At 68.6% G+C, this 22,868-nt stretch carries 13 protein-coding genes and 2 tRNA genes; 7 read left to right on the top strand and 8 right to left on the bottom strand.

Translation table 11 applies throughout. The features are described 5' to 3' along the window. Positions 1-68: 68 nt before the first annotated feature. Positions 69-1,934 (bottom strand): phosphoenolpyruvate carboxykinase (GTP), encoded by a 1,866-nt coding sequence (locus FHW58_RS19685; RefSeq protein ID WP_179674868.1) that lies wholly within the window; start codon positions 1,932-1,934, stop codon positions 69-71. Positions 1,935-2,217: 283 nt separating this feature from the next. Here FHW58_RS19685 and FHW58_RS19680 point away from each other — a divergent pair, with 283 nt between their 5' ends. Beyond that, the gene (locus FHW58_RS19680) at positions 2,218-3,216 is read left to right on the top strand and encodes a D-2-hydroxyacid dehydrogenase family protein (RefSeq protein WP_179674867.1); all 999 of its coding nucleotides are present in this window, start codon (positions 2,218-2,220) and stop codon (positions 3,214-3,216) included. Here FHW58_RS19680 and FHW58_RS19675 read toward each other — a convergent pair. After that, positions 3,179-3,946, bottom strand: coding sequence for an L-asparaginase (locus FHW58_RS19675; protein ID WP_179674866.1), 768 nt, complete (start codon positions 3,944-3,946; stop codon positions 3,179-3,181). The two genes, FHW58_RS19680 and FHW58_RS19675, sit on opposite strands and share 38 nt — an antisense overlap. Positions 3,947-4,050: 104 nt before the next feature. On the opposite strand from FHW58_RS19675, the gene FHW58_RS19670 reads away from it, so the two are divergent. Next, positions 4,051-4,536, top strand: a complete 486-nt coding sequence (locus FHW58_RS19670; protein WP_179674865.1) for an asparaginase domain-containing protein — start codon at positions 4,051-4,053, stop codon at positions 4,534-4,536. 15 nt (positions 4,537-4,551) lie between these two features. Here the strand turns inward: FHW58_RS19670 and FHW58_RS19665 are convergent, their stop codons facing one another. The 4 genes from FHW58_RS19665 to dinB form a co-directional block, all read right to left on the bottom strand. Further along, complete coding sequence (locus FHW58_RS19665; RefSeq protein ID WP_179674864.1) at positions 4,552-6,978, bottom strand: hypothetical protein; 2,427 nt, start codon at positions 6,976-6,978, stop codon at positions 4,552-4,554. Positions 6,979-7,154: 176 nt separating this feature from the next. After that, positions 7,155-13,883, bottom strand: coding sequence for an S-layer family protein (locus FHW58_RS19660; RefSeq protein ID WP_179674863.1), 6,729 nt, complete (start codon positions 13,881-13,883; stop codon positions 7,155-7,157). 155 nt (positions 13,884-14,038) lie between these two features. Next, positions 14,039-14,935, bottom strand: a complete 897-nt coding sequence (locus tag FHW58_RS19655) for a recombination-associated protein RdgC (protein ID WP_179674862.1) — start codon at positions 14,933-14,935, stop codon at positions 14,039-14,041. 73 nt (positions 14,936-15,008) lie between these two features. Next, the gene (gene dinB / locus FHW58_RS19650; RefSeq protein ID WP_179674861.1) at positions 15,009-16,157 is read right to left on the bottom strand and encodes a DNA polymerase IV; all 1,149 of its coding nucleotides are present in this window, start codon (positions 16,155-16,157) and stop codon (positions 15,009-15,011) included. A gap of 81 nt (positions 16,158-16,238) precedes the next feature. Between dinB and FHW58_RS19645 the strand changes: the two genes are divergently transcribed. The 5 genes from FHW58_RS19645 (at position 16,239) to FHW58_RS19625 (ending at position 19,132) form a co-directional block, all read left to right on the top strand. Then, a complete protein-coding gene (locus FHW58_RS19645; RefSeq protein WP_179674860.1) occupies positions 16,239-17,072 on the top strand; it encodes an ABC transporter substrate-binding protein in 834 nt (277 codons plus the stop codon). A 114-nt stretch (positions 17,073-17,186) separates the two neighbouring features. Next, positions 17,187-17,262, top strand: a tRNA-Val gene (locus tag FHW58_RS19640). A gap of 20 nt (positions 17,263-17,282) precedes the next feature. Further along, positions 17,283-17,359 (top strand) — tRNA-Asp (locus FHW58_RS19635). A 91-nt stretch (positions 17,360-17,450) separates the two neighbouring features. Continuing rightward, a complete protein-coding gene (locus FHW58_RS19630; protein WP_179674859.1) occupies positions 17,451-18,536 on the top strand; it encodes a hypothetical protein in 1,086 nt (361 codons plus the stop codon). Then, positions 18,527-19,132 carry an ATP-binding cassette domain-containing protein gene (locus FHW58_RS19625; RefSeq protein ID WP_179674858.1) on the top strand — a complete coding sequence of 202 codons (606 nt, stop codon included), beginning with the start codon at positions 18,527-18,529 and terminating at the stop codon, positions 19,130-19,132. Before FHW58_RS19630 ends, FHW58_RS19625 begins: the two co-directional genes overlap by 10 nt. Before the next feature lie 68 nt (positions 19,133-19,200). On the opposite strand, the gene FHW58_RS19620 is transcribed toward FHW58_RS19625, so the two are convergent. Both FHW58_RS19620 and FHW58_RS19615 read right to left on the bottom strand, forming a co-directional pair. Beyond that, the gene (locus FHW58_RS19620; protein ID WP_218892814.1) at positions 19,201-20,478 is read right to left on the bottom strand and encodes an aminotransferase class V-fold PLP-dependent enzyme; all 1,278 of its coding nucleotides are present in this window, start codon (positions 20,476-20,478) and stop codon (positions 19,201-19,203) included. Beyond that, positions 20,475-22,850, bottom strand: coding sequence for a TonB-dependent siderophore receptor (locus FHW58_RS19615; protein ID WP_218892813.1), 2,376 nt, complete (start codon positions 22,848-22,850; stop codon positions 20,475-20,477). The genes FHW58_RS19620 and FHW58_RS19615 overlap by 4 nt, the downstream gene beginning before the upstream one ends. Positions 22,851-22,868: the final 18 nt, after the last annotated feature.

Genomic DNA, 22,868 nt, shown 5'->3' with positions numbered 1-22,868 from the left:
AAAAAAGTTCGGGGTCAGAGCCGACATTCGGACAAATGTCCGAATGTCGGCTCTGACCCCGACTTGGGTTAGCGTGCCAGACGTTTTTCCAGGTCAGCTTTCACCGCCTTGAGTTCTTCCGGCAGGCGGTAGGCCAGCTTGGTGAACAGTTCATCATGCAGCTTCAGCTCTTCGCGCCAGGCGTCCTTGTCGATCGAGGTGATCATTTCGAACTCTTCCGGCGAGAACGGGCTGCCGTCCCACTTCAGGTCGCCGAAGCGCGGGGTGGTGCCGAAGATGTTTTCGATGCCGCCCGCTTCGCCTTCGATGCGTTCCAGCATCCACTTCAGCACGCGCATGTTGTCGCCAAAGCCAGGCCAGACGAAGTGGCCCTGCTCGTCGGTGCGGAACCAGTTGACGCAGAAGATCTTCGGCAGCACGGCGCCGTCGATCTGCTGCACTTTCTTGCCCAGGTCCAGCCAGTGCTGGAAGTAGTCGCTCATGTTGTAGCCGATGAACGGCAGCATGGCGAACGGGTCGCGGCGCACCACGCCCATCTGGCCGGCGGCGGCGGCGGTGGTTTCCGAGCCCATGGTCGCGGCCATGTACACGCCTTCCACCCAGTCGCGCGCCTCGGTCACCAGCGGCACCGTGGTCGAGCGGCGGCCGCCGAAGATGAAGGCCGAGATCGGCACGCCGGCCGGATCGTCCCACGCCGGGTCGATCACCGGGTTCTGCGTGGCCGGCACGGTGAAGCGGGCGTTCGGGTGCGCAGCCTTGGTGGCCGATTCCGGCGTCCAGTCCTTGCCCTGCCAGTCGATCAGGTGGCTCGGCGCCGGCTTGCTCAGGCCTTCCCACCAGACGTCGCCGTCATCGGTCAGCGCCACGTTGGTGAAGATGGTGTTCTCGCGCAGCGAGGCCATGCAGTTGTAGTTGGTCTTTTCGTTGGTGCCCGGGGCCACGCCGAAGTAGCCGGCTTCCGGGTTGATGGCGTACAGCTTGCCATCGGCGCCCGGCTTGATCCAGGCGATGTCGTCGCCGATGGTGGTGATCTTCCAGCCGTTGAAGGTGCCCGGCGGGATCAGCATGGCGAAGTTGGTCTTGCCGCAGGCCGACGGGAAGGCCGCCGCCACGTAGTGCTTTTTGCCCTCAGGCGATTCCACGCCGAGGATCAGCATGTGCTCGGCCAACCAGCCGGGACCGCCGTTCTGCGCGTCCTGGTAGCCCATGTTGGAGGCGATGCGCAGCGCGAAGCACTTCTTGCCCAGCAGCGCGTTGCCGCCGTAGCCGGAACCGAAGGACCAGATTTCGCGGGTTTCAGGGTAGTGCACGATGTACTTGGTGGCGTTGCATGGCCAGGCCACGTCTTTCTGGCCGGCCTTCAGCGGCGCGCCGACGGTGTGCACGCATGGCACGAACTCGCCATTGGTGCCCAGCACGTCGTAGACGGCCTTGCCCATGCGGGTCATGGTGCGCATGTTGACCGCCACGTACGGCGAGTCCGACAGTTCGACGCCGATGTGGGCGATCGGCGAGCCCAGCGGGCCCATCGAGAACGGCACCACGTACATGGTGCGGCCGACCATGCAGCCGTCGAACAGCGGGTGCAGCGTGGCGCGCATTTCCGCCGGGTCCATCCAGTTGTTGGTCGGGCCTGCCTGTTCCCGGGTGGCCGAGCAGATGAAGGTGCGGTCTTCGACGCGGGCGACGTCGCTCGGGTCCGAGCAGGCCAGGTAGGAATTCGGACGCTTTTCCGGGTTGAGCTTTTTCATGGTGCCGGCGGCAACCATTTCCGCGCACAGGCGGTCGTACTCTTCCTGCGAGCCGTCGCACCAGTAGATGCGGTCCGGCTTGGTCAGGGCGGCGATTTCGGCCACCCAATTGATGAGCTTTTGCTGTTTGATGTAAGCTGGGGCGTTCAATGGTGCAACGCCACCCATCACGGGCTGATTCATGATACCTCCAATGCTAATAAAGAATTCGGTGGCGGCAGATCGTCGTCAGCTTGTGGCTAGGCGCTCAGAGGTCCATTCGAAATGGGTCGGCGGTCGTTACGGCGGTCGTGGCGCAGCCCGGATCAGGTCGCCGGGCTTGTGATTTTTGGCCGATTGTACACCCGTCAACAGGGGTTCCATACAAAAATGTAGGAGAATTGGTTGAGTAAAGTAGTAAGCTATTCGGCTGATCTCCGAGGGTGTTATTTCCCTACGAAATTTCTTAAAACATCGTTCATCTTCCATGAAAATCGCAATTCTTGACGATTACCAGAATGCAACTCCGAGCCTGAAATGCTTCGAGTTGTTGGCCGACCACGACGTCAAAGTGTTCAACAGTAGCACCCGGGGGCTGGGCCAGCTGGCGATCCGGCTGGCGCCCTACGACGCGCTGGTGCTGATCCGCGAACGCACCGCTTTCAACCGCGCGCTGCTGGCCAGATTGCCCAACCTGAAGCTGATTTCGCAGACCGGCAGGCTGTCCGGCCACGTCGACGTCGCCGCCGCCACCGAATTGGGGATCGCGATTGCCGAGGGCGTCGGCTCGCCGACCGCGCCGTCCGAGCTGACGTGGGCGTTGATCATGGCGGCCGCGCGCAAGATCGTGCCGTACGCGAACAATCTGCGGGACGGGCTGTGGCAGACGGCGTCGATCAATCCCGAACTGAACGGGCTGGGCTTCGCCCTCAAGGGCCGCACGCTGGGCATCTGGGGCTACGGCAAGATCGGCCAGACCGTGGCCGGCTACGGCCGCGCCTTCGGCATGCGGGTGCTGGCGTGGGGCAGCCAGGCCAGCCGCGACCAGGCCGTGGCCGATGGCCATCAGGCGGCGGCGTCGCGCGCGGCCTTCTTCGAGCAGGCCGATGTATTGAGCCTGCATCTGCGGCTGCACGACGCCACCCGCGGCATCGTCACGGCCGAGGATCTGGCGCGCATGCGGTCGGACGCGCTGTTCGTCAACACCAGCCGCGCCGAGCTGGTGCAGCCGGACGCGCTGGAGCAGGCCTTACAGAAGGGACGGCCGGGCCACGCGGCGCTGGACGTGTTCAGCTCGGAGCCGCTGGCGGCCGATTCGCCGCTGCTGCGCATCCCCACCGTGCTGGCGACGCCACACCTGGGCTACGTCGAGCGGGACAGCTACGAGCTGTACTTCCGCCACGCCTTCCAGAACGTGGTGGATTTCGCCAACGGCGTTGCCGCCAACCTCAATAATCCAGACTACGCTCGTCAGGCACGCCGGTGAGGTTGACGCGCGGCGTCGGCATCACGTGGACCTTGCTCCACAGGCCGGCCCAACCGGGCGGCCAGGCGAGGTCCGGGCCGGCGTAGGGCGGCAGCGAGGCGCGCACCGGGATCACCGGCACCGGCGGCATCTCGGTCAGCGGGCCGCCGTTGGGACGCTGCATGTCCAGGCTGTACATATAGCCGGGCAGCAGCGCATCGCACACGCTGGCGAACCAGGCGGTGTGATCCTCATCGCGGCCCAGCGCCTGCGCCAGCCCCTGCGGATCGAATTTCGCCAGCGCGTGGATCAGCTCCTCGGTGGTGGCGCCCGGCGTATCGCCCCAGCCCATGACCGGATTGCTGTTGTAGTCGGCGCCCGAGCCGTACCAGCCCTCGCGCCACGAGCGCTGCATCCAGTCGCGCTGGCCGGTGAACAGGTGCCAGCGCCAGTGCAGGCCGGACGGCTTGGGCCACGAATACAGATAGAGCTTCTGATAACCGGCCTGGTGCAGTTCGCGCACCACCGCCATCAGACGCGCGTGCGGCATGCGGTCGGGCGGCGCGCGGCGGAACAGGATGGCCTCGCCGTCGGCAAACTGCACCTCGTCGGTGGACAGGTTCAGATCCAGCGTGCGCGACTCGCTGCCGAAGCGGGCGGAGATCCAGCCGGTCAGCAGATTGACCGTGGTGATCACCCCGTAGCCACGGTGGCGGTGAAAAATAACAGTGCCGGGAGCGAGCGCTTTCATGATGACCTGAGCGAACAAAGAAATCAGTGTAGACATAGTCGACCCAAGTTTCCAGTCCCGCTTGAGTTATGATGCGGATCTTTTAGTTAGCTTGGATTTTTATCATGACCCTGCGTATCCTGGCCACCGGCGGCACTTTCGACAAACATTACAACGAACTGAACGGCACCCTCGGCTTCGCCGACAGCCACGTGCCGGACCTGCTGAAACGTTGCCGTCTGACCATTGATGTGGCGCTGGAGCAGCTGCCGCTGATGGATTCGCTGGACATGGTGGACGCCGACCGCCAGCGCATCCTGGCCGCGTGCCAGGCGGCCGCCGAAAACGCCATCGTCATCATCCACGGCACCGACACCATGCCGCAGACGGCGCAGGTGCTGGGTCCGGCCAACCTCGGCAAGACCATCGTGCTGACCGGCGCCATGATTCCTTACGAAATCGCCAATTCCGACGCGCTGTTCAACCTCGGCTTCGCGGCCGGCGTGGCGCAGACCCTGCCGCCTGGCGTGTACGTGGCCATGAACGGCAAGATCTTCGCCTGGGACAACGTGCAGAAGAACAAAGCGGCCGGCGTGTTCCAGCCGCTGTAATCCTGCCGTGACGCGCTAGGCGCGCGGCGCCGCCAAGTGCTGGGGCGTCTCCGGCGCGTAGATATTCAGCTGCAAGTGGCTGGCGGCCTGCTGGCGTTGCGGTTCCAGCGCGGCCGGCGCCGCCTCTCCGCCGTAGGACGCCATGGCCTGCACCAGGTCGCGCACCCGCATGCTCATCGCGGCGGCGGTGGTTTGCTGGGCGGCCCGGGCGGCGTTCAGCACCGCCAGTTGCGCCGTGCTCAGGCCGGCCATCTGCGCGGTGGTGAATACATTCGCCTGCGCCGCCGTGAACGCGCTCAATTGCGCGGTCGACAGCACTTTCAATTGCGCGCTGCCGAGCGCGTGCAAATCCTCGGTTTCCATCACCGCCAGATCTTCCGTTTCCAGCGCCGCCAGCACCGACTTGCTGAGCATGGCCACCTGGGCGGTGGTCAGCGCCACCACCTGCTCCGTGGTCAGGGCCGCCGCCTGCGCCGTGGTCAGGCTGGCGATCACCTGCGTCGACAGGCCGCCAAACTGCGCGGCGTTGAGCGCGGCCATGTCATGCGTGGACAGGCTTTGATACTGGCGCGACGTCAGCCCGGCCAGTTGCTGCGCGCTCAGCAGGGCGAACTGCTCGTCGCTGAGCGCGGCCAGCGCGTCGCTGGACAAGGCCGCCACCTGGCGCGCCCCGAGGGCCGCGAGCTGTGCGCTGCTCAGCGCGGCCACGGCGCCGTTGGACAGCGTGCCGATCACGCTGGCGTTCAACGCCGCCACGTCCTGCGTTTCCAGGCTGGCCACCATCTCGGTGTGCAGCGCGCGGAACTGCGTGCTGGTCAGCGCGGCGAACTGGGTGGTGCTCAGCGCGCGCAACTGGTCGCTGGACAGCGCCTGCATCTGGAACATGCCCAGCCCGGCCAGCGCGGCCGGTTTCAGCGCGGCGATTTCCTCCGCGCGCATCTGGCGCAGTACATCGGTGGCCAGCGCGGCGAGATGGACGCTGCCCAGTCCAGCGGCTTGGGCCGTGGTCAGGCCGAGGATCTGGTCGCTGCGCAGCACGGCAAACTGCCTGGCGCTGAGGCCGGAAATGGCAGCGCCGCTGAGGGCGCCAAAGTCCTGCGACTCCAGCGCCGCGATCACCTGCGTCGACAGGGCCGAGGCCTGGGTCGCGTTCAGCAGCGCGGCCTGGTCGGTGGTGAGCGCCAGCGCCTGGTCGGTGGTCATGCCGGACAGCGCGGCCGTGAGCAGCTGCATGATCTGGCTGCTGGTCAGCGTGCCGATGTCGTGCGCGGCGCCGCCCAGCGCGGCAAACTGCGCCGCGTTCAGCGAGGCGATCAACGACAGCGGCAGCGCGGCCAGCTGGTCGCCGTCGAGGGCGGCCAGGTTGGCGGGCGACAGGCCGCCCAGCTGGAGCGGGCTCAGGCTGGCGACCTGCGCCGTGTTGAGCGCCAGGAACTGGTCGCTGCGCAAGGCCGCCAGGCTGGCCGTGCTCAGCGCGGCGATCTGGCGCGTGGTCAGCGCGCCGATGCGTTCGCCATCCAGCAGCGCCAGCAGGCGGGTGCCGATGCCGGCGATGGCGAAGGTGCTCAGGCGCGCCAGGTCCTGCTTGTCCAGCGCGGCGAAGGTGTCGTCGGACAGCGCGTTCAGCTGGCGGGCGCTGATGCCGGCCAGCGCGGTGGTATTCAGCGCGTGCAGGCGGTTGGCGTCCAGCGCCTGGAATTGCGCCGTGCCGAGCGCGCCGATCTGGCGGCTGCCGAGCGCGTACAACTGGGTGTCGCTCAGGGCCAGCACCTGCCGCGCGTTCAGCGCGCCCAACTGGGACGCGGTCAGCGCGGCGATGTCGGCGGTTTCGATCGCCGCCAGCTCGGTGGCGCTGAGGCTGGCCACAAAAGCAGTGCTGAGCGCCGCCACCTGGCGGGTGCTGAAGGCCGCGATCTGGTCGCTGCGGAAAGCGTCGACGCCATCGGCGTGGCTCACCCGCAGATAGGGTAGTTGGGCCGGCGTCAGCGCGGCGATCTGGGCGGTGGTGAGTGTGCGCAGCTGGTCGGCGGTCAGCGCCTGCAACTGCATCTGGCGCAGCGAGGCCAGATGCTGGGTCCGCATGGCGGCCAGCGCCTGCGGCTGCAGGCCGGACAAGCCCTTGGCGCTCAGCACCAGCACCTCCGCCGCGGACAGCGACGCCACCTGGCTGGTGCTCAGCGCGGCCATGAAACGGGTGGACTGCGAGGCCACGGTCAGCGCGGCCAGGCCGAGGGCGGCGACGTCGGCCTCCTCCAGCGCGCCGATGCTGGCGTCGGACAGGGCCGACAACTGCGCGGCGTTTAGCGCGTGGGCCTGGGAGGTGGTCATGGCGACCAGATAGTCGGTAGACAGCGCGGCGAGATCGGCGGTGGTCAGGCGGCTGATCAGGCGGGTGCCGCCGGCCGCGAACTGCGCGGTGGTCATGCTGGGATCAAAGCTCATGGATTTTCCTTTTTATCGAACGCTGAGTGGATCGGCGGACGAACCCAGCCCGCCGCACTCGCGGCTAGCCGGGGGCAAAGGAAATCCGGGGTCAGGTCCTCCATTTCTACACGGCCTCTGCCGTACGCGCGCGTACGGCAGAGGCCGTGTAGAAATGGAGGACCTGACCCCGGAGTTTAGCGCGGGGCCGCCAGCAGGGCTGGCGGGGCGCTGGCGTGCAGGGCTTTGAGGCGCTGCGTGTCGTGCTCGGTGTGCACGGCGTCGCCAATGCCGAGGCCGGACGCGCCGTAGTGCTGCAACGCGTCCGCCAGCCGCGCGCTGTGCTGCGTCAGCTGGCCGCTGGCCGGGGCCGGCGTTGGCGTCGCGCTGGTGCTGTCATAGGACGAGAGCGCTTGCGCCATGCCGCTGACCTTGCCGCTCAGGCCTTGCGCGAACCAGACGTCGGCCGTGGCGTGCGTCTGGCCGTCGGCGGTGCTGTAGGTCGCGCTCATGCCGATCAGGTTGCCGTGGTCGGTGGCGTCGCCGCGCTGCGCGTCCAGCGCCAGGCGGGTGATGTGCAGCGCGTCCAGCGTCTTCAGTTCGCCGGCCTGGCTGACGCCGTCGGCGTTGGCGTCCACCCACACGCGCAGGTCGCCGAACTGGGCGTCGTGCGCGTCGATCACGCCATCGCCGTTGCTGTCCAGCGATGCCAGCGCCTGGTAGCCGTTGCCGGCCGTGCGGCCGTCGCCCAGCGCCGTCGCCGAGCCGAACAGCTCGCCGCCGTCATTGATGCGGCCGTCGTGGTTGCGGTCCAGCGCCAGCAGGCCGTCGCCCGGACCGACCCAGCCGGTGGCGCGCGAAACGCCGCTGGCGGCCAGGTCGAATTGCACGCCGGCTTCCAGCCCCAGCGTGCGGATGCCGTTGCCGTCCAGGTCCAACACCAGCGGCGTGACGAACGGCATCGCCGCTTTCTGCTCGGGCGTGAACACCGCCTGCTGCGCGGCCGACAAGGTGTTGTACTGGTTGGCGGTCATGGCGCGTGCCTGCACCACCGTCAGCTGTGACAGCTGGGTGTTGCTCAGCGCCGCCATCTGGAACGGCGTCAGCGCGCGGATCTGGCGCGTGCCGAGGCTGGCGATGTCGCCGACTTCGATCGCGCGCAGGTTGTCCGGGCTGAGGTCGGCGATCAGCGCGGTGCTCATCGCGCCGATCTGGGCGCCGGAGAAGGCGGCCATTTGCGCGGCGGTGAATTGCTGCGCGCTGTCGCGCGGCGTGATGGCGGCGATCTGTTGCAGCGTCAGCGCCGATACCTGGCGCGCCGTCAGCGCCAGCAACTGGGCGTCGCTGAGCGCGCCGATGACGCCGGTGCTGAGCGCGGCGATGTCGAGCGCTTCCACCGCCGCCAGCGATGCCGGCAGCAGGCGCGCGATGGCCGACGAGTTCAGCGCGGCGAATTGCTGCGCCGTCATCGCCTGCAGCTGGTCGGTGTTGAGCGCGGCCAGCAGGTTGCCGTCGCGCGCGGCGGCGTTCAGCAGCAGCGGGTTGATCACGGCGACGTCGTTCGGGGCGAGGTAGCGCACTTGCGAGGCCGCCAGCGCGGTCAACTGCGCGCTGGTCAGCGCGGCCACCTGGTCGGCGCTCAGCGCGGCCACCTGGTCGCTCTTCAGCGCCAGCAACTGCTCGGTCTTCAGCGTGGCCACCACCGCCGGCCTCAGCACGGCGATCTCGTCGGCGTTGAGCGCGCCCACCACGGTCAGCGGCAGCGCGCCCACCTGGGCCGCCGTCAGCGCCGCCACCTGGCCCACGGTCAGCACCGCCGCCTGCGCAGTGGTCATGGCGGCGAAGGTTTTGGTGCTCAGCGCGGCGATCTGCGCCGTGCCCAGCGCGGCGATGCCGAGGCCTTTGCCGCCCAGCACGTTCAGCTGTTCCGGCGTCAGGCTGGCAATGGCGCCGATGCTGATCGCGGCCAGCGCGTCGGTGCTCAGCGCGGCGATGTCGTCCACCGTCAGGCTGGCGAACTGGGCGGCGGTGAGCGCGTGTACCTGGGCCGCGCTCAGCGCGCCGAACTGGCTCGGCATCAGGCCGCCCAGCTGGGCGGTGCTGAGGGCCGCCACCTGCACCGTGCTGAGGCCGCCCAGCTGGGGCGCGCTCAGGCCGTGCAGGAAGGCCGGCGACACCGACTTGATCTGTGCCACGCTGAGCGCGGTGATCTGGTCGCTGGCGAAGGCGCGTAGCTGCGCCGCCGTCAGGAATTGCAGCGCGCTGGTGGTGATGGCGGCGATCTGCGCCGTGCTGAGCAGCGCGAAGGTGACCGCCTGGCCGTTGCCGTCCGTGCCGAGCACGCCAATCTGGGTGGCGTTCAGCGCCGCCACCGCCTGCGTGCTCAGCGCCACCACGTCGCTGTCCAGCGCCACCACGTCGGCTGCCGACAAGCCGGGCACCTGGCGCGCGCCCAGCGCCGCCACCTGCTCGGCGCTGAGCGCGGAGATTTGCGCCGGCAGCAGCGCGCCGACCTGGCGCGAGCTCAGGCTGGCGATCTGGCGCGTGGTGAAACTGAGGATCTGCTCGGCGCTGAGCTGCGCCAGCCCGGCCGTGTTGAGCGCGGCCACCGCGGCCGTGCCGAGCGCGGCCAGGTTGTCGCCCGAGAGGCTGGCAACGGCGGCGGCCGACAGCGCGCCGATCTGCGCACTGTTCAGCACGGCGACCTGGGCGGTCGACAGCGCGGCCAGCTGGGCTGCCGTCACCGCCGTCATCTGCGCTGACGTCAGGCCGACGATGGCGCTGGTGCGCAGTGCCGCCATGTCCTCGGCGTCCAGCTGGCCGATGGCGGCCAGCGACAGGCCCACCAGTTGCGCGCTGGTCATCACGCCGGCCTGGTCGACCGTAATGGCGGCCGCCTGGGCGCCGCTCAGGCCGCTCAGCGCGCCGCTGCCGAGGGCGGCGAACTGGCTGGTGTTGAGCACGGCGAACTGGTCGCCGCTGAGGCTGGCCAACTGGCCAGAGGTCAGGCCGCGCAGGGTGGCGGTGCGTAGCGCGGCGATGTCTTCCAGGTCAAAGGCGCCGACGTCGGCGTTGGCCAGCGCCGCCAGTTGCGCGCTGTTGAGCGCGGCTACCTGGTCGGAACGCAGCGCGGCGGCCTGCTGCACCCGCAGGCCCAGCAGCGCGGCGGTGCGCAGCGCGGCGATCTGCGCGGTGGTGAGCAGGGCGATGGCGGTGGCGTCGCTGCCGTAGGGATCGTTGCCCAGCACGCTTAGCTGCGCCGAGTTCAGCGCGGCGATCGCCGCCGTCTTTAGCGCGCCCAGCTGGTCGCTGCCGATGGCGCCGATTTCGCGCAGCGACAACCCGCCCACCTGGGCCGAACTGAGCGCGGCGATCTGCGCCGACTGCAGGTTGAGCATCTGGTCGCTGGTCAGCGCGTTCAGCTGGGCCGTGCCGAGCGCGGCGATCTGGCGCGTGGCCAGCGCCGCCACCTGGTCGGTGCTGAGCGCGGCCAGCGCGCGCGTGGCCAGGCCGGCGATGACACCGGTGTTGAGCACCGGAATATCGGCCAGTTCCAGGCCCTGCACGCCGTCCGCGCTGAGCGCCGAGAACTGCGCGGCATTCAGCGTGGCGATCTGCTGGCTGGTCAGCGCGGCCACCTGGTCGCTGCTCAGCGCCGCCGCCTGCAGCGTGCTCAGGCCGCTCAGGGTGGCGGTGCGCAGCGCCGCCAGGTCGGCCGTTTCCAGCGCCGCGATGTCGGCTGCGCTCAGCGCGCGCAGCTGCGCGCTGCTCAGCGCGGCGGCCTGCGTGGTGCTCAGCGCCACGATCTGGTCGGTGGTCAGCGCGCCCAGCGCGCGCGTGCCGAAGGCGGCGATCTGCGCGGTGGTCAGGCTGCCGAACAGGTTGCCGTTCGGGTCGGCGCCGAGCGCCGCCAGCTGGGCGGTGCTGAGTGCCTGCAACATGGCCGTGCTGAGGCCGCGCAGGCCGTCGCTGCTGAGGGCGGCAATGTCGGCGGCGGACAGGCCCGGCAGATTGCGCGTGGTCAGGCCGGCCAGCTGGCGCGTGCCCAGCCAGCCCACCTGCTCGGCGCTCAGCGCCGTCAGCTGGGCGCTGCTGAACACCGCGAATTGCTGCGAACTCAGCGTGCCCAGTTGCGCCGCGTTGAGGCTGGCGATGGTTTCGGCCGACAGCGTGGCGATGAAGGCCGGGCCAAGCGCGGCCAGGCTGTCGGTCGAGAAGCCGGCGATGGCGTCGGTCGGCAGCGCCGCCAGTTGTTGCGAGCTGAGCGCGGCAAACTGCGCGGCCGTCATCGCGGTCAGTTGGTCGCTGGTCAGCGCCAGCATCTGCGTGGTGGTCAGCGCGGCGATGGCGGCGGTGCGCAGCGCGGCGAAGTCGGCGGTTTCGAGCGCGTGGATGACGTCGGTCTGCAAGGCGCGCACCTGGGCGCTGCTGAGCGCGGCGGCCTGGCGCGTGGTCAGCGCCACCGCCTCGTCGGTGGTCAGACCCAGCAGCGCGGCGGTGCGCAGCGCGCCGATCTGCAGCGTGCTGAGCGCCTGCACATCAAGCTCCAGCGCGCCCAGTTGCTGGGCGCTGAGGGTGGCGACGGCGGCGGTGCTGAGCGCGGCCACGCCGGCGCTGCTGAGGGCGGCGAGGGCATCGGTGCCGAGGCCGCTAATCTGGCGCGAATTGAGCGCGCCGATCTGCGCCGAACGCAGGCTGGCGATCTGGTCGGTGGTGAGCGCGTTCAGCTGGGCGTTGCCCAGCACGGCCAGCTGGCGCGTGGCCAGGCCGGCCAGTTGCTCGGTGCGCAGCGCGGCCAGCGCGTCCGTACCAAGGCCGGCGACGGCGGCGGTGGCCAGCGCGCCAAGGTCGGCGCTTTGCAGGCCGGCCAGGCTGTCCAGCGTCAGCGCCGCCAGCTGGCGCGAACTGAGAACGCTGGCTTGGAGCGTGCTCAGCGCCGTCACCTGGTCGCTGCCCAGCAGCGCCAGTTGCGCGGTGCCGAGGCTGGCGACCACGCTGGTGCCGAGCGCGGCAAAGTCGGCGGTTTCCAGCGCCGCCAGCAGCGCGACCGGAATGGCCGCCACCTGGTTGCTGTTCAGCGCAGCCGCCTGGGCGGTGGTCAGCGCGAGCAGTTGGTCGTGGGTCAGCGCGCTCAGCGCGGCGCTGCGCAAGGCGGCGATTTGCGCCGTGCTCAGCGCCGCGATGGCGGCGCCATTGTCGAAGGCGCCGATGGCTGCCAGCTGGTGGCCGTTGAGCGCGGCCACCGCGCTGGTGGTCAGCGCCCGCAGCGCGCGCGTGCCGAGCGCGGCCAGGTCGTCATCGCTGAGCGCGCTGACCTGCAGCGTGCCGAGGCCGGCGATTTGCGCCGTGCCCAGCGACGCCACCTGCGACGCGTCCAGCGCCGCCACCTGGGCGGTGCCGAGCACGGCCAGCTGGCGCGAACCGAAGCCGGCCAGTTGGGTGACGCTGAGCGCCGCCAGCAATGCCGGGCTCAACTGCATGACCGCGCTGGTCGACAGCGCCGACAGCGCGGCGCTGGACAGGCCGACGATGGTGTCGCTGCTGATGGCCGCCAGCTGGCGGCTGCTCAGCGCCGAGAATTGCGCGGTGGTGAACGCACCCAATTGGTCGCTGGTCAGCGCCGCCAGTTGCTGGGTCGACAGCGCCGCCACCGCGTTGGTGCGCAGCGCGCCAAGGTCGGCGGTCGGCAGCGCCTGCACGGCCGCGGCCGACAGCACGCTGACTTGGGCGCTGCTCAACGCCGCCACCTGGCGGCTGCTCAGCGCGGCGGCCTGGGCGGCGTTCAGCGCCGCCAGCGTGGCGGTGCGCAAGGCACCGATCTGCAGCGTGGTCAGACCGGCGATGGCGCTGAAGTCGGCGCCGCCCAGCATGCTGAATTGCGCCGACGTCAGCGCGGCGATCGCCGCCGTGCTCAGCCAGGGCAGGTCGCCGGTGTCGAGCGCGGCGATATCGTCGCCGGACAGGCCGGCCACCTGGCGCGACGTCAGCGCGGCCAGCTGCGCCGTGCGCAGATTGGCGACCTGGTCGGGACTGAAGGCGGCGAACTGCGCGCTGCCGAGGGCGGCCAGTTGCTGCGTGGTCAGCGCCCTGATTTGATCGGTGTCGAGTTGCGCCAGCACGGCCGTGCCCAGCTGGGCGACGGCGGCGGTGCTCAGCGCGGCGATGTCGGCGGTCGGCAGGCCGGCCAACAGGCTGTTGCCGATGGCCGCCACCTGGCTGGTGTTGAGCGCGGCGAATTGCGCGCTGCTCATGCCGGCCAGTTGCGCGGCCGACAGCTGCGCCACCTGGCGCGTCGACAGGCCGGCGATGGCGGCAGTTTTCATGGCGCCCAGATCGGCCGCCTCCAGCGCGGCCAGGTTCGCGCTCGACAGCGCTGCCAGTTGGGCCGAGCTCCAGGCGGCGGCCTGGCGCGTGGTCAGCGCCACCGTCTGGCTGGCGGTCAGCGCGGCGATCTGCGCGCTGCCCAGCGCCGCGATGGCCTGCGTGGTCAGCAGCGCGAAACCGGTGTCGTCGATGGCCTGGATGTCGGCGCTGGAAAAGGTGGCCAGCTGGGCGCCGGTCAGCGCGCCGAACTGCGGCGCCTGCATCAGCGCGATGTCGGCCGACTGCAGCGTGGCAATGTTGGCGGTGCTCAGCGCGGCAATGTCGGCGGTTTCAAAAGAGGCGATCGCGCCCGGCGCCAGGCTGGCGAAGGCGCGCGTGCCCAGCGCCGCCACCTGGGCGGTGCTCAGCGCGGCAATCTGGTCGGCGGACAGCACTGCCATCAGCGCGGTGTTGGCACCGCCGGCGGCGTTCAGCACGGCCGGCTTGAGCGCCGGCACCTGCGCCAGCGTCAGCGCCTGGATGTCATCACTGGTCCAGGCGGCAAGCTGCTGCGAGGTCAGATTGGCGATCTGCTGGGTGGTCAGTCCGACGGGGCCGCTCATAGGAAGTTCCTCTTTTGATAAGACTTTTCACTATAGCAGAGTTTTGGTTACTTTCTCGAAAGCAACGCATAAATTTTTCGATTTTTCAACGAAAAAATGCCGCGAAATCAACGACTTCGCGGCATTCTTACTTGAAAAGCAATGGATGGCAGGGTTTACGCCTTGGCTTCGCCGCCCAGCGCTTCCACCACGTCGGCCATCAGCTTCGCCAGCTCGCCGGTCATCAGCATGAAGTCGCCGTCGAAGCGCTCGTCGTCGTTGCGCACGCCGGCATCTTTTTCGTCCAGCACGTCCAGCGGCTTGATGCCCTTGATCGCCAGCGACTCGGTCAGCACGAAGGAAATCTTGCTGTCCCAGGTCATCGCCAGGCGGGTGCACTGCTTGCCGGCCGCGATGTGGCGGCGGATCTCTTCCGGGTCCAGCGAGTGCTTGACGTAGCGCACCGCCGCCTTGCTCTCGCCGGTGGCGCGCAGCTCGGTGTCCATGTCGACCGTGAAACCGGCCGGCGCCTCGTCGGTCTGCAGCCACTCGGTCATCACGCCCACCGGCGAGCGCTGCACGCGCAGGCTTTCCAGCGGCATGCGGTCGACCGCCTTCAGCAGCAGCTTGATGACTTCGTCGGCCTTGGCCGGCGAGGCGGCATCCACCACCAGCCAGCCGTTGACCGGGTCGATCCAGGTCCACACATTGCTGCGGATCGAGAAGGCGCGCGGCAGCAGCTCGTCGGCCACGCGTTCCTTCAGTTCCTTCATCGCCTTCTTGCCCGGCGCGAAGCCCTGGGCTTCCTCCATCTCGGCGGCGCGCGCCTTGGCGACCTGGTTGATCACCGAGTTCGGCAGCAGTTTCTTCTCGGTGCCCAGCACGATCAGCATCTGCTTGTTGACCACGTGCACCAGGCCGCCGTTAGGGCGCGGCTTGTCCCAGCCCTGGCGCAGCAGTTCGTTGCTGCTGGCCGGCGTGAACGCCTGGCTGGACAGCGCTTCTTCCAGTTGTTCGGGGGTGTAGGCCCAAGGGGCCGGCAGACGGTAAATCTGTAGATTCTTGAACCACATAAAGTTGACAGGCCTTGTTTCTGAAAAGTGTGCAAAAAAGAGCGCCATTCTACACGCTGGCGACCACCCGGTCTCAGGCAAACAGCTCGCCCTGCACCGGCTGTGGCGTCCGCGCCATGGCGCCCGGCGGTTCGAGCGTGCTGGCGCGCACGCCCAGCAGGCGCAGCTTGCGTTGCAGCGGCACCCGCTTCAGGCATTCGCGCGCCGCCTGCAAAATCGCCGCCGGCTCGGCCACCGGCTGCGGCAGCGTCACGTTGCGGCTGACGATCTGGAAATCGTCATAGCGCAGCTTGATGCTGATGGTGCGGCTGACGTAGCCCTTGCGCTTGAGGTCGTCCGCCAGCCGCTCGCACAGCGTGGTCAGGATGGCGGACAGCGCGGCGCGGTCGTGGCGCGCGTGCAGGTCGCGCTCGAAGGTGGTCTCGCGCGACATCGACTTGCTCTCGCGGCTGGTGGAAATGCCGCGCTCGTCGATGCCCTGCGCCACCCGCGCCAGCCACGCCGCATAGTGCGCGCCGAAATAATCCTGCAACAGCCCCTGGTCGGCCTGCGCCAGCTGGCCCACCGTCTCGATGCCCAGCGCAGCCAGCTTGGCGGTGGCCTTGGGGCCGATGCCGTTGACCTTGCGCACCCCCAGCGGCCAGATGCGCGATGGAATGTCCTCGAAGCCCAGCACCGTCAGCCCGTTCGGCTTTTCCAGGTCCGAGCAGATTTTCGACAGCAGCTTGTTGGGCGTGATGCCGATCGAGCAGGTCAGGCCGGTGGCGTCCTGCACCGCCTGCTTGATGCGCATCCCCAGCGCGCGCGTTTCGCCGTCGACATGCGTCAGGTCGACGAAGATTTCATCGATGCCGCGGTCCTCGATGTCCGGCGCGATGCCGGCCACCGCCTCCTTGAACAGGCGCGAATAATGGCGGTAGGCGTCGAAGTTGGCCGGCAGCAGGATCGCGTCCGGCGCCAGCTTGGCCGCCTTCATCATGCCCATCGCCGAACCGACGCCGAACGCGCGCGCCTCGTAGGTGGCCGTGGTAATCACGCCACGGCCGACATAATCGCGCAGGCGCTTGAACACGTACGAGCCATCCTCCTTTTGCTCGGGCGCGTAGCCGCGGCCGCCGATCACCACCGGCTGCCCGCGCAGCTGCGGGTAGCGCAGCAGTTCGACCGACGCGAAAAACGCGTCCATGTCGATGTGGGCGATGCGGCGCGCGGTGTCGGCCATGGTGCACAAACATTACTGTAAATACATACAGTATCCATCGAAAGTCGTCGGGATGCAAGTTGCCGGTGCTACACTCGTCGCATGACCAGACATCTGCTCGCCGTGTTGTTGGCTGTGTGGCTGCCCTGCGCCAGCGTGCGGGCGGCGGCGCAGGCTTGCCCGCCGGCGCGGGTGGGCGTCAGCGATCTCGGTTACTCGTCCTATCTCGACGGCACCGTTATGCGCGGCAGCAACATCGACATGCTGACCGAAATCCAGAAGCGCAGCGGCTGCCCGCTCGCCATCCGCTGGTATCCGCGCAGCCGCCTGTACGCGATGTTCTTCAACCGCAGCCTGGAGATGACCGGCGCCTCGCTGCGATCCGAAGAGCGCGACCGCTACGGCACCTGGCTGCCCTACACCTATACCCGCTTTGAACTGGTGTTGATGGGCAAGGACGCCGCCAGCTTCCGCAGCCTGGAAGACTTTGTCGACCGCGGCACGGCGCGCCTCAACATCACGCGCGGCGTCTTCTACAGCGCCGCCACCCAGCGCCAGCTGGACCGGCTGGAACAGCGTGGCCGGCTGGAATACGTCAGCGACTTCGGCGTGGTGTTCCGCAAGATCAAGGCCGGTCGCGCCGAGGGCACGCTGGCGCCGGCCACCATCCACTTGCTGAACCAGCGCCAGTTCGGCCTGTACGGCAAGATGAGCGCGACCCCGGTGGCCGAGTCGCCGCGCATGATGGTGGGCCTGTACGTGTCCAACCAGGTGCCGCCGCACGTGCTGCAACGCTACGCCGACGCGCTGCGCTCGATCGTGGCCGACGGCACGATGGAGACCTTCTACGAACGCTACCTCGGCGCCGAGATCGCCCACCGGCTGACGGCCGACGGCACGCGCGCGCTGCTGGCGGCGCTGCCGCCGCCTCGCTGAACAATTTTCCAAATAATTTTTAAAACCCCTTGCGGAATCGAATCAGCGCCCTGTAGAATACGGCCTCGTTCAGCAGTTGCAGCAGTTAAGTGACGCAACGCTGATAAGTTTTCTGGGTGCTTAGCTCAGTTGGTAGAGCGGCGCCCTTACAAGGCGTAGGTCGGGAGTTCGACCCTCTCAGCACCCACCAGAAAATTTAAAAAACGAATTGGAGCGGTAGTTCAGTTGGTTAGAATACCGGCCTGTCACGCCGGGGGTCGCGGGTTCGAGCCCCGTCCGCTCCGCCAATATTCCGAAGAAGGCCCGATGTTCGCATCGGGCCTTTTTCATTTCCGCTTTTCATTTCGACTTCAGGATTACGATGTAAGCTGATCGGCAATGAAAAATTCCTATCTCCACTTCCGGCTCCGGCTGGCGCGGCACGCGCTGCTGCAGTTCGCCCTCAGCCTGCAAAGCTCGCTTGAATACATCCTGCTTGGATTCGCGCCAGTGCTGCTGGGGCTGCTGGCCGTGATCGCCCTGCCGGGATTGTTCGCGGCCGCGCGGCCCTGGCCCGAAGCGCTTGGCCTGTTCCTCGGACAAACGCTGCTGGCCAGCGCGCCGGTATGGCTGCTGCGCAAGCGCCTGCTGCCGGCGGCGGTGGCGCTGTGGAGCCACCCACTGCCGATCACGCCGCGCGACAAGTGGCGGGCCGACGCCGCCGTCGCCGGCCTTCTCGTCGGGCCGCTGGGCCTGGTCTACGCCGTCTCCACCGCGATCTGGCTGTACCAATGGCCGGACTGGCTGCGCCCGGTCGCGCCGCAAGCACTGCTGCTGACGGCGGCCTCGCTGCTGCTGGCCTGGCTGCTGTCGGCGCTGACGCTGCAGCATCGCGGCCGCATGCCACCGGCACGCAAGCCCGGCCGATCACGGCCCGCGCCCACGCATTACGCGCCACAACGCGGCGGCATGGCGCACTACTGGTATCGGCTGTTCTGGCTGCCATTCTGGCGCGCGGAAAACGTCATCGGTATCCAGCAGACGCTGTTGCTGTCGGGCGCGCTGCTCAGCATCGGCGCCTGGATGGCGCGGCCGCCGCTGGTGCCGCCGGCCGTGTGGGGCGCCTGCGCCGCGCTGATGATCATGCTGCTGACCGACCGCGGCGACAAGGCCGTGGCCGAACAGATCGCGCTGCTGCGGCCGGTCGCCGCCGGCTGGCCGCTGCGCGCCGAGCGCTTGTATCGCCTGGCCGCGCTGGCCACGCTGCTGCCGGCGCTGCTGGTGCTGGCCTGTTTTGCCGCGCTGACGCTGGGCCGCGACGCCGGCGGTTACAGTCACACCGTGGCCATCGTCTGGCTGTGCGCCGCCGCCCTCGCCCAACTGGCGGTGGTGGCGCTGCGCAAGCTCAGCGTGCGCGGCCGCGTCGGCCTTGTCCTCATCGCCATTGCCCTCCTCACCGCCATTGGAAGCGAATTATGGAATTAAGAATCGAGCAGCTCAGCTTTGAGTACGCCGGCCATCCGCTGTTCAGTCAGTTCAACCTGACGCTGGGTGCGGGCATCACCTGGCTGCGCGGCGAAAACGGCGCCGGCAAGACCACGCTGATGAAACTGGCCGGCGGCGCGCTGACGCCGCACAGCGGCCACATCTGGTTGAACGGGATGGAACTGCGGGCGCAGCCGCTGGCCTACCGTTTGCAGTGCTACTACTGCGGCGGCGACACGCCGGCCCTGCCGTGGCTGACGGTGCGCGAGATGCTGGATATGCACGTGTCGCTGTACACCGGCGCCGATCCGGCCTTGCTCAATGCCGAACTGGCCGCCTTCCATTTGCTGCCGGTGCTGGACCAGCCGGTCACCACCTTGTCGCTGGGGCAGCACAAGAAGATGCAGCTGGCGCTGGCCTTGGCGCTGCCGGTCGGGTTGCTGCTGATTGATGAACCGTTCAATGGCTTGGATGTGGATGCGGTGGCGTACCTGCGCCAGCAGCTGGCCGCGCCGGAACGCCTGGCGCGCCAGTGCATTCTGCTGACCAGCCACGTGGCGCCGCAACTGCCGCTGGCGCGCACCGTGGATCTCTGAACCGTCGTTCCGCCCATTGGGCGAAACGACCTCCGGCGAAAGCCGGAATGACGGGGTGGGTGGGGAGGCTAGGCCACGCGGCGTAGCGCCTCGCTGAGCTTGTCCACCTGCGCTTCCGAGGTGAAGATCGACGGCGCGGCGCGGATGCAGGCGCCGCCCGCCAGGCCGTCGCGCGGCACGGTGAACACGCCATGCTCCTTCAATAGCCGGCGCGCCAGCGCGTTGTTGTCCGCCATCGACACGCGGCCGCGCAGACGGAACGAGGCGATCGCGCTGCTCAGGCGCGGATCGTCGGACGCCAGCAGCTCCAGCCCCGGCACATCGCGCACCGCGTCCAGCCAGCGGTTGCGCAGCCGCGCCAGGCGCGCCTGCTTGTACGCCACGCCCACCTGCTCGTGCAGGTCGAGCGCCAGCGGCAGCGTGGTGTAGGCGGCAAAGTTGAGCGTGCCGGTGTGCACGCGGGTGCGCACATCGCCGCGGTCGTCCTCGCCCATGTAGGGATCGATGTCGCGCACCCGGCCGCGACGAATATAGATCGCCCCCACGCCCACCGGCGCGCCGATCCACTTGTGCAGGTTGATGCCGGCGAAGTCCGCCTTCAGGTCGGGGATGCGCATGTCCAGTTGGCCGAAGCCGTGCGCCGTGTCGACGATGGCGTCGATGCCGCGCTCGCGCGCCATGCGGCTGATCTCGGCCACCGGCAGCACCATGCCATTGCGGTGGTTGACGTGCGTGAGCAGCAGCATCTTCAGGCGCGGGGTGCGCGCCATCGCCTGCGCGTAGGCGTCGATGACCGCGTCGTGGGTGAACGGCGCCGGCATGGCGATCGACACCACCTCCACCCCGCGCCGCTGCCGCAGCCAGTGCATGGTGGTGATCATGTTGTCGTAGTCGATGTCGGCGCACAGCACGGCGTCGCCCGGCCGCAGGCGGTTGTAGCCGGCGATGAGGATCTGCAGCGCCTCGGTGGCCCCGCGCGTGAAGGCGATCTCGTCGGCCGAGACGCCCAGCGCCAGCGCCGCCCGCTGCCGCGCCGATTCAAACTCGGCCGGAAACTGCAGCCGGCCGTAGTAGGAATTGCCGTGATTGGCCTCGGCCACGCGGCGCTGATACGCTTCCATCACCGGCCGCGCCATCGAGCCCCAGTAGGCGTTGTCCATCATCGCCACATCCTGCTTGATGTCGTACTGCGCGGCCACCGACTGCCAATAGCCTTCGTCGGCCGCCAGGTCCTGCGGCGACACGGCCGGCCGCGCCGGCATCGGCGTTGCCGCCAGCGCCGCCGGTGACGCCAGCAGGGCGCCGGCCTTCAGCCAGGTGCGGCGCGTGGGGCTGCGCAGGCTCAAAATTTCACCGTATAGTCGACGTACAGGTTGCGGCCGTCAGTATCGTACGGCGCGTTGCGCGAGTAGATCAGGCCACGGCTGGCCTGGAACACGGCTTCGTCCGGATACTTGTTGAGTACGTTGTCAACACCGAAGCGCAGCGACTGTCGCGCGCTCAGCTTGTAGGTCGCCGCCAGGTCGAGGAAGCGCATGGCGCCGAAGCGCTGGAAGATGTCGCCGGTGGCGTTGCCGGTGCTGTCGGTCCAGCTGCCGTAGTAACGGGCACGGGCCAGCGCGCTCCAGCCGCCCTGGTCGTAGGTGGCGCTGAAGGTCGCCTTCTGGCGTGGCAGGCGCTCTTCAAACACCACGCGCTGGCTTTCGTTGGTGGCCACGCTGGACTTGCCGCCATCGATCCTGGTCTGGTTGTAGTTCCACGCGGCGGTCAGGTTCAGCTTGCCGGCGCCGAGGCGGCGCAGATAGCTGCCGACCACGTCGACGCCCTTGGTGGTGGTGTCGAAGTCGTTGGTGAAATAAGTGACCGAGGTGTAGCGCAGCGGATTGGGCACGCCGGCCGGCACGGCAAACGAGGCCGAGGTGCTGAAGCGGTCGCGCAGCTTGATGTCATACAGGTCCACCGAGCCGGAAAGGCCGCCGGCGTCCTTCCACGTCAGGCCCAGCGACAGGTTCTTCGACTTCTCCGGCTGCAGCGGCTTGGCGCCCAGCGCTACCGCCAGCGGATCGTTGTTGGCCAGGCGGCCGCTGGTGAACACCAGCAGCGTCTTGGTGTCCAGGCCCTGGCTGGTGCTGTTGGTGTTGAGCTGGCCCGGCGTCGGCGCGCGGAAGCCGGTCGACCAGGAGCCACGCAGCGCGAAGTCCGGCGTCAGCTCGAAGCGCGCCGACAGCTTGCCATTGACGGTGTTGCCGAACTCGGAGAAATCCTCATAGCGCACGGCCGCGCCGATGGTGGCCTGCTTGCTCAGCGGGACTTCGACGTCGGCATAGGCGGCGTAGCTGTCCTGGTCCCACTTGCCGGACTGCAAGGCGCTGAAGCCCGGCGCGCCGTTGGAGTTGGCGTCCAGGCCGGCCGCCGCGCCCGGCCCCACCGCGTAGGAGGCCGGATCGCCGGCCTTGACCGCGTAGCGCTCGTTGCGGTACTCGGCGCCAAAGGCGAGGTTGACCGGCTGCGCCAGGCCGGCCACGCGCCACTCGTAGTTGAAGTTGGCGTTGAGCAGTTTTTCTTCCTGCGTCAGGCGGCCGAGGTAGAACGCGGTCGGGCTGGCCGGACCGAGCGAGGCGTTGATCGAGTTGTGCAGGCCGTAGTCGATGCCGTTGCGGCCGTAGGACGCGCTGACGTCCCAGCCCAGCGCCGCGCTCAGGCGGCCGCGCAGGCCGGCCAGCACTTGCGCGTCGTTCTGCTTGTTGGTGTACTGCGGGCTGAAGCCGACCGGATAGATGCTGCGCACGTCCCAGCCGGGGAAGATGGTGGTCAGCTTGTAGACCGAGGTGCTGGTGTCCGGATTGCGCCAGTTGAAGTCCGAGGTGCCGTTGCTGTGCGCGAACAGGGCGTAGCTGTAGGCTTCCAGGTCGTCGCCCAGGTCCAGCGTGGCGTTGTAGCCGAGGTGCTGGCTTTCCAGGTCGGGCTGGCCCCAGCGCTGCACCGGATTCGGCACCGCCAGGTTCGGATGCGCGGCCTGGAAGGCGATCGCGTCCGGGCGCTGGCGCGTGCGCGAGGTGGGATCGGACTGCGCCGCCTCGGCAAACAGCGTCACGCGGGCGCGTTCGCCGAGCATGAAGCCATATTTGGCGTGCAGCTCGTTGGCCTTGCCGTCGCCCTCGCTGTACTGCGCGTGCTGGGCGGTCAGCTCGCCGCCGACGCTGTCGTCCAGGATGATGTTGATGACGCCGGCGATGGCGTCCGAGCCGTACTGCGCCGAGGCGCCATCACGCAGCACCTCGATGCGCTTGATGGCGCTGGTCGGGATCTGCGCCAGGTCCGGCGCCTGCGCGCCGCGCGCGCCCAGCAGCGCGCTGCGGTGGAAGCGGCGGCCGTTGACCAGCACCAGCGTCTGGTCCGGCGACAGGCCGCGCAGGGTGGCGGGGCGGACGAACACCTGGCCGTCGGCCATCGGCAGGCGCTGCACCACGTACGAGGGCACCAGCTGCGCCAGCACGTCGTTGAGGTCGTTCGATTCGACGGCGGCGATGTCCTCGCGGCTGAACACGTCGACCGGGGCCAGCGTGTCGAACTGGGTGCGGTGGCTGGCGCGGGTGCCGGTGACGATGACGGCTTGCTGGCCATCCTCGGCGGCGGCGCTGACGGTCTCGGCGGATGCGGCGCTCATCGCCTGCAGGGCGCACAGCGCGGCGGCGCCCGCGATTTGACTACGTTTCATATTCATCTCTGCTGGTTG

This window comes from Duganella sp. 1224, from assembly GCF_013408245.1.
Taxonomy (GTDB): Bacteria; Pseudomonadota; Gammaproteobacteria; order Burkholderiales; family Burkholderiaceae_D; genus Rugamonas.
This window is presented reverse-complemented; position numbering and strand designations above follow the sequence as displayed.

Bases quoted from the DNA above. Each gene is read 5' to 3' on its own strand.
- FHW58_RS19625 (WP_179674858.1), top strand. From the start codon at position 18,527: ATGGAATTAAGAATCGAGCAGCTCAGCTTTGAGTACGCCGGCCATCCG.
- FHW58_RS19675 (WP_179674866.1), bottom strand. From the start codon at position 3,946: ATGAAAGCGCTCGCTCCCGGCACTGTTATTTTTCACCGCCACCGTGGC.
- FHW58_RS19655 (WP_179674862.1), bottom strand. From the start codon at position 14,935: ATGTGGTTCAAGAATCTACAGATTTACCGTCTGCCGGCCCCTTGGGCC.
- FHW58_RS19630 (WP_179674859.1), top strand. From the start codon at position 17,451: ATGAAAAATTCCTATCTCCACTTCCGGCTCCGGCTGGCGCGGCACGCG.
- FHW58_RS19665 (WP_179674864.1), bottom strand. From the start codon at position 6,978: ATGAGCTTTGATCCCAGCATGACCACCGCGCAGTTCGCGGCCGGCGGC.
- FHW58_RS19685 (WP_179674868.1), bottom strand. From the start codon at position 1,934: ATGAATCAGCCCGTGATGGGTGGCGTTGCACCATTGAACGCCCCAGCT.
- FHW58_RS19615 (WP_218892813.1), bottom strand. From the start codon at position 22,850: ATGAAACGTAGTCAAATCGCGGGCGCCGCCGCGCTGTGCGCCCTGCAG.
- FHW58_RS19680 (WP_179674867.1), top strand. From the start codon at position 2,218: ATGAAAATCGCAATTCTTGACGATTACCAGAATGCAACTCCGAGCCTG.
- FHW58_RS19660 (WP_179674863.1), bottom strand. From the start codon at position 13,883: ATGAGCGGCCCCGTCGGACTGACCACCCAGCAGATCGCCAATCTGACC.
- FHW58_RS19645 (WP_179674860.1), top strand. From the start codon at position 16,239: ATGACCAGACATCTGCTCGCCGTGTTGTTGGCTGTGTGGCTGCCCTGC.
- FHW58_RS19670 (WP_179674865.1), top strand. From the start codon at position 4,051: ATGACCCTGCGTATCCTGGCCACCGGCGGCACTTTCGACAAACATTAC.
- dinB (WP_179674861.1), bottom strand. From the start codon at position 16,157: ATGGCCGACACCGCGCGCCGCATCGCCCACATCGACATGGACGCGTTT.